The organism is Hyphomonas sp. (assembly GCF_041689225.1).
Lineage (GTDB): Bacteria > Pseudomonadota > Alphaproteobacteria > Caulobacterales > Hyphomonadaceae > Hyphomonas.
In genome coordinates, this window is sequence record NZ_JBDNGN010000131.1 from 23028 (window position 1) to 29365 (window position 6338).

At 61.4% G+C, this 6338-nt stretch carries 6 protein-coding genes; 3 read left to right on the plus strand and 3 right to left on the minus strand.

The features are described 5' to 3' along the window. Positions 1–97 precede the first annotated feature (97 nt). From ACESNB_RS13565 to ACESNB_RS13575, 3 genes are read right to left on the minus strand one after another with little or no spacing between them, the layout of a single operon-like run. Positions 98–1036: a hypothetical protein gene (locus ACESNB_RS13565; RefSeq protein WP_373008191.1), complete on the minus strand. Its 939-nt coding sequence runs from the start codon at positions 1034–1036 to the stop codon at positions 98–100. 17 nt (positions 1037–1053) lie between these two features. After that, positions 1054–2025, minus strand: a complete 972-nt coding sequence (locus ACESNB_RS13570) for a M56 family metallopeptidase (RefSeq protein WP_373008193.1) — start codon at positions 2023–2025, stop codon at positions 1054–1056. Continuing rightward, positions 2022–2384: a BlaI/MecI/CopY family transcriptional regulator gene (locus ACESNB_RS13575; RefSeq protein ID WP_373008195.1), complete on the minus strand. Its 363-nt coding sequence runs from the start codon at positions 2382–2384 to the stop codon at positions 2022–2024. Before ACESNB_RS13575 ends, ACESNB_RS13570 begins: the two co-directional genes overlap by 4 nt. Before the next feature lie 194 nt (positions 2385–2578). Between ACESNB_RS13575 and ACESNB_RS13580 the strand changes: the two genes are divergently transcribed. The 3 genes from ACESNB_RS13580 (at position 2579) to ACESNB_RS13590 (ending at position 6218) form a co-directional block, all read left to right on the plus strand. Continuing rightward, positions 2579–3316, plus strand: coding sequence for a DUF4197 domain-containing protein (locus ACESNB_RS13580; protein WP_373008197.1), 738 nt, complete (start codon positions 2579–2581; stop codon positions 3314–3316). Then, positions 3316–4296, plus strand: a complete 981-nt coding sequence (locus tag ACESNB_RS13585) for an alpha/beta hydrolase (RefSeq protein ID WP_373008199.1) — start codon at positions 3316–3318, stop codon at positions 4294–4296. Before ACESNB_RS13580 ends, ACESNB_RS13585 begins: the two co-directional genes overlap by 1 nt. Positions 4297–4406: 110 nt before the next feature. Further along, positions 4407–6218, plus strand: a complete 1812-nt coding sequence (locus tag ACESNB_RS13590) for an SLC13 family permease (RefSeq protein ID WP_373008201.1) — start codon at positions 4407–4409, stop codon at positions 6216–6218. Positions 6219–6338: the final 120 nt, after the last annotated feature.

Genomic DNA, 6338 nt, shown 5'->3' on the forward strand with positions numbered 1-6338 from the left:
CGGCAGCGCATCAGCAAAGAGTGTATTGACGGTCCGGGCCCCGGCGGGGGTTAAGTGCCGGGGCCTTTAACGCGAGCCATAGGGGAAGGGATCGCGCCTAGTTCTTGCTGATTTCGATTTTGTGCTTCGACGCCAGTTTGCTCTTAAAGGCCTGCTTTTCGTCATCGCACAGAAGTTCGCTATGCTTGATCGTTGCAAGCGTTTCAGGTGCGTGCAGGCGCGATTCATCGCCCTCGACGCATGCGACGTGTAGGGACTCCCCGTTTGCGGTTTCGCTGCTCAGGATACGGGTCTCGCCCGGCGCGAGTTCGGTATCGCGGCAAGACAGCGCGAGCGACTCGATGGACTTTGACACGTCGTCGATATGGTTTTCGAAATCGCCGCCATAAGCGGCGTCCACACGAGTCTCGATCTCGTTCGCCCAGGCTTCGACACGGGCTTCTATCTCGCGGTTCGCTGCTTCGCTTTCTGCGTCATACTCCAGTTCCCAAGCGGCCATGCGTTCGTCGACAATCGACTCCCACTCGGATGTGCGCTCTTCGAATGCGTTGGCCCAGGCCTCCCACTCTGCGGCGGTCTGCTGTGCTTCTTCTTCATCTCCCTTGAAAAGGAAAACGTGTTTCGAGCCTTTGTCGCCGCCTTTCAGTTCCATGACCGACGGGACGGGCGGAACCGGTGGTGTCGCAGGCATGGGGAGCATTTCGGGCATGGCCGGGAGCGGCGGCATAGGTGGCGGCACATGCAACTTGCGGGTCTCCTGTTCGATGCGCTGACTGAGCACGCGAATTTTATCGTCAGCGTCCGGGTCAGGATGTTGGTAAGGTTCGCCCAGCAGCACGAACTGTCGGTTCTCGACTTTCTCGCCATCAACGAACAGCGTGGAATTGTCGATCATGATGCTTGTCGTGAGATTTGGCTCCGGCTCACCAGCGCTGGCCGTGACCGAGGCTGTGGCGACCAGGGCGGCAGACCCGAGCACGGCCGTCAGTCCTAGACCGGCAAGGCGGCGTCGCTTTGACGGCGTCGGATAGGCCATCAGGCGCATACGCTCCTTCAGGGAGTGCGTGAGCGGCAGGCTCGCGGCCAGGGGAGGCGCTCGGGCACAGAGATCCGCACAGCCTTCAACAGCGTCGCTCCATAGGCGTGGGGGCTGGCGGCGCCGCAACGCAACACGTCGCTGTCGCAAGCGGCTTCCTGGTCGGTCCGGAATGCCCGGCGCGCCAAGTAAGCGAGCGGATTGAAACAGATGCAGGCGACAAACAGTTCGGCCAGTTGCAGCGCCCAAAGGTCGCCGCGTTTGACATGCGTCAGTTCGTGGGCCAGTGCGGCGCGCTGCTGGGCATCGTCATAGTCAGCTTCAAACCAGGCGGGCAGCAGAACAATCGGACGAAACAGGCCGGTCACCAGCGGGCCATTCGAGATCAGGCTAGTGGCGATCTGCGGCGTGCGCGGCAGGCCAACCTGCCTTGCGACCTGGTCAGCAATGGTTTTCAGGTGTGAGGAAGCAGGCGTACGCTCGCGCTGAACAACGGTCATGAAGCTGTGTTGCGCAGCCATGTTGCGCGCAAGCACGACGAGTCCGCCAATCAGCCAGACTCCGAGCACGGTTGTAACCAAGGCAGTGCCCATACCGACGCCGGCCAGAACATCGACGGCAGGTGCGTCCATCGGTGCGCCATGTCCGACAAAGACAGTGCGCACGGCACCTGCCTCTGGCGCAAGCGCCGCAATTGGCGCTCCGAAGAACAGGGGCATGTCGCTTGGCAGTACAGGCGATTCGATGGCGACGTCGGCAAGCGCAGCACTGGGGGCGAGGTCCAGCAGGCTCACCCAGGACATGCTGGTCGGCAGCGGTGGCAAAAGCAGACGCGCAAGCGGAACAAGCCAAAGGGCATAGGCAATGCTGGGGCCAAACTCGCGGGCGATCGGCTTTCTGGCCAGAAGGACCAGGAGGATCAGGACGGAAACCGCAAGCACCATCTCGATGACGGATCGCAGATCGGGCATGAGGAATTCGGTGATCATTTCTTCAGGTCCCCCAGGAGTTTTTCGAGTTCTTCTATGTCTTGAGGCGTCAGTCCGCGACTATCTGCCAAATATGCCACAAGCGGCGCGGCGCGGCCTGAGAAAACGCGGTCGATGAACTGTCCCGCAGCTTTGGCCTTGTAGGCTTCCTCGTCGATGGCCGGGAAATAGAGGTAGCGTCGTCCATCTTCTTGCGTATTGGCTGCGCCCTTTTCGACGAGCCGCGACAAGAGCGTCTTCACGGTGCGGCTGGTCCAGTCTTTGTCATTCGCCAGCGCATCGTGAACATCGCTTGCGGCAATGCCGGGCTTGTCCCACAGTATGCTGAGCACTTCGAGTTCTGCGGCGGATATTTTCATCCTGACTCTCTCCCGAGAATGGACTACACTCGTAGTCGTATTATAAGACTACAACTGTGGTCAATCTATTTGTGATGACAAGATGGCAACCTACGGCTTTGATGACGCACCGATGCGCTTGTCCCTTCTATTCACCGGGACCGTCCTGTAGGATTGCAGTCGGTGTCTAGGGCGGGAACCTTGAGGAGAGGGCAATGAGAAAAGCGATGTTTGGCGCAATTGCGCTGGCGCTGTCACCTATGGGTTGCCAGACAACTAGCGTGCCCGGTGACTTCGGCACTATTCTGGCGGACGTCATGGGCTCGTCCACTGCCCAAGGGGCCCTGTCGCAAGCAGAGATCGATGCCGGCCTGCGCGAAGCCCTGACAGTGGGCACGAATCTCGTGGCGGCCCAGCTTGGCAAGACGGATGGCTATTTTGGCGATCCGCGCATCCGCATTCCCCTTCCGAAGACGTATCGCGATATCCAGACCAATCTGGCCCGCGTCGGCGCCAGCGGCCCGCTCGACGACCTTGAATTGCGCATGAACCGTGCCGCAGAAGCGGCGGTCCCGGATGCCAAGACGCTCATCCTCGGCGCCGTTCGCTCGATCACCATCAATGATGCGCTGCAAATCCTGAATGGCGGAGACACGGCAGCGACCGACTATCTGCGCTCCAGGACTGAAACCCAGCTGCGTGCCTCCTTCACGCCCTATGTGAGCCAGTCGCTTGCACAATCAGGGGCCTTCACTGCGCTTGAGCGGTCCGCCAGCCAATACGGTCTCGGCGGAGTCACCAGAAACCTGCAAGGCGACCTGACAAATCACGCCGTCGGCCTCGGCCTCGACGGCATTTTCCTGTACGTCGCAGACGAGGAAAAGAAGATCCGCGAAAATCCGGTCGCGCGTACGACCGAAATCCTGCGCCGTGTGTTCGGGAACCGTGCTTGATGCGCAGAATCAAGCGTGAATTGAAGTCTGGCGGCGAGATCGCCGGGATCGAATTCGGCGATCCCATCAAGCCGTATGCCGCCGTCTGGCTGCACGCGACGGGATTCAACGCCATGACATACCAGTCGCTGCTTGCGCCCTTGGGCCTGCGGGCCCGCGTCGCGGCGCTCGACATGCGCGGTCACGGTCACTCGACACTTCCTGCCAAGCCGCGCAACCTTTCCTCGTGGAACCGGTTTCGCGATGACGTCATCGAATGGCTGGAAAAGGAAGCACCGCAAGGCGTCGTTCTGGGCGGCCATTCCATGGGCGGATGCGTGGCCCTTCTGGTCGCCGGCAAGCGACCCGACCTTGTCAAGGGCCTTGTCCTGGTCGATCCGGTGATCCTGCCGCGCAAAGTGTATTTCTGGAACCACGTCTTCCCGCCCGTTTCCATGCTGATCGCGCGCAACAGCATGGCCAAGCAGGCCCGTAAACGGAAACCCGTGTTCAAGTCGTTCCGGGATGCGTTGGATTCCTATACCGGCCGCGGTGCCTTCAGCAGCTGGCGCGAACCTTTCCTCGCCGACTATCTGCTCGACGGTATCGACCGGGTCGACCAGCAGTCAACCGACAGTCCGGAACAGACATGGCGGCTCCTGTGCGAACCGAAATTTGAAGCGGCAACCTTCGCCGCACAGCGTAACCGCCCATGGCGTGCCATGCGCAAGGTGAAGAAAAAGCGCATTCCAATCGCCATCCTGCGTCCGAATTCGCATTCGGTCATCAGCGGCAAGGTGCGCGCCAAATTGATCCAGATGCATCCCAACCTGATGATGAAACAGATCCGCGGTACGTCCCATTTTCTGCCCATGGAAGCGCCGTACGAGGTGCGTGACCAGTTCTCGGCTTTCATCGCGCGCCTGGTGGAAGGCTTCACCGTCGAGGAAGACGGGCCGGTCGTACGCTCGCTGTACGCTCGCCCTCGGCGGGTCAGCTAGGCATTTTGCATTAGGAAATCTGCAAGGTCGGTTGGGTCTCGACCGCGCGAGACCCGTTGCGCACGGCGGCGCTTCAGGTCTAATCGCGAAATATCCTGGAGCGCTTGCGCATGGTTGAGTTCCTGACGTCTTCGCCGGTGCAGATCGCCGTCGTGCTGTTCCTCGTGGCAGTCGTTTTCTTCGGCTTCGTGCGCGAGTCGCTTCCTGCCGACGTGATTGCACTTCTTGCCATGGGCACGTTGATGCTGACCGGCATCATGAGCGTGAAGGAGACCCTGGGCGTCTTCTCGAATGCGGCGCCGCTGACCATTGCCGCCATGTTCGTCATGTCAGCCGCGCTCGACCGAACGGGTGTCATCGATCAGGCCGGGCGCTGGGTGACACAGGCAACCACGGGCTGGCCGCCCATTCTGGCAATCCTCGTCATGATGCTGGCCGTAATCTTCCTCTCAGCCTTCATCAACAATACGCCGGTTGTCGTCGTATTGATCCCGGTCGCCATCCGGCTTGCCAAGTCGCTCAATATTTCGCCGTCCAAGCTCCTCATCCCGCTATCCTTCGCCTCGATCTTTGGCGGCACCACCACGCTGATCGGCACGTCCACCAATCTGCTGGTCGATGGCGTCGCCCAGAGCGGCGGCATGGCGCCGTTCGGCATGTTCGAGATCACGGCGGCCGGCTCCCTCCTGGCACTGGCGGGCATGGCCTATTTCATCGTTATTGGCTGGTGGGTCCTGCCCAACCGGGACACGCTGGCCGGCATGTTGCCGGACCAAAAAGAGCGCCGTTTCATCGCGCAGATTCTCATCCCCATCGACTCGGTCCTGATCGGACGTCCCCTGTCAGAGACCGGCTTTTCCGCCCAGCGCGGATTCTCGATCATCGACGTTCTGCGCGAAGGCGTGTCGCTGAAGGCCTCACTGGCCAAGCTGGTCCTGCGTGGCGGCGACCGGATCGTGCTGCGCTCGCCCGTTTCGGAAATGCTCAGCCTGAAGGAACTCGGCCACGTCGCGATCGGCGCTGCAGCCGATGAACGGGCCGCTTTCGAACCCGTCCAGACGAGCGAAGTCATCATCGCCGAAGGCGTGATCGGTCCGCAATCGCGCCTGATCGGCCGCCGCTTGCTCGGACTCGGCCTGGCCCGCCTATATGGCGTCTACATCATGGCCGTGCACCGGCGCGGCGAGAACATGGCGGACCAGCTCAGTGAGATGCGGCTCGATGTCGGTGACACGGTACTGGTCGAAGGCCCCGCAACCGGCATGCGCCAGATGTTCGAGGATGGCGCCCTGAACAACCTCACCGCGACCAGCGACCGGTCCGTGCGGCGCGGCAAGGCCTGGATCGCCGTCATCGCCCTGTCGCTCGTGATGGGGCTTGCGGCCATGGAAGTCCTGCCCATTGCAGCCCTGGCCATCATCGGCGCCACGGCGGTTGTCGCGCTCGGTTGCCTCGACCATCAGGAAGCCTATCAGGCCATCCGCTGGGACATTCTCATGCTGATCTTCGGCATGCTCGCGCTCGGTCAGGCGATGGAAAAAACGGGCGCCATCCAGCTCCTCATTGACGGCGTCGCCGGACCAATGGGGCATCTTGGTCCGCTCGCCCTGCTCGCCATGCTTTATCTCGTTACGTCGACGTTGACCGAATTCATCAGCAATAATGCCGCGGCTGTCCTGCTGACACCGATCGCCATCGGCTTCGGCACACATCTCGGAATTGACCCGCGGCCCTTCGTGGTTGCCGTCATGTTTGCGGCCAGCGCCAGTTTCGCCACGCCCATCGGCTACCAGACGAACACGCTGGTCTACACGGCGGGCGGCTACAGGTTCGCAGATTTCATCAAGGTCGGCCTGCCGCTGAACATTCTCCTGTTCATCGTGTCGATGTTCGTCATCCCATACTTCTGGCCGCTCAGCTAGCGCTCACCAGAGAGGTCGATCCGGCTCTGCCGTCTTGGCCAGCTTGTCCATCAGGCGCGCCAGCTGTTCCCGCTCGGCTGCGCTCAACGTTTCGACGAGGTCACGCTCGGCATCCAGCGC

Excerpts from the sequence above, each read along its gene's own strand:
- ACESNB_RS13570 (WP_373008193.1), bottom strand. The coding sequence starts at position 2,025 with ATGATCACCGAATTCCTCATGCCCGATCTGCGATCCGTCATCGAGATG.
- ACESNB_RS13585 (WP_373008199.1), top strand. The coding sequence starts at position 3,316 with ATGCGCAGAATCAAGCGTGAATTGAAGTCTGGCGGCGAGATCGCCGGG.
- ACESNB_RS13565 (WP_373008191.1), bottom strand. The coding sequence starts at position 1,036 with ATGGCCTATCCGACGCCGTCAAAGCGACGCCGCCTTGCCGGTCTAGGA.
- ACESNB_RS13575 (WP_373008195.1), bottom strand. The coding sequence starts at position 2,384 with ATGAAAATATCCGCCGCAGAACTCGAAGTGCTCAGCATACTGTGGGAC.
- ACESNB_RS13580 (WP_373008197.1), top strand. The coding sequence starts at position 2,579 with ATGAGAAAAGCGATGTTTGGCGCAATTGCGCTGGCGCTGTCACCTATG.
- ACESNB_RS13590 (WP_373008201.1), top strand. The coding sequence starts at position 4,407 with ATGGTTGAGTTCCTGACGTCTTCGCCGGTGCAGATCGCCGTCGTGCTG.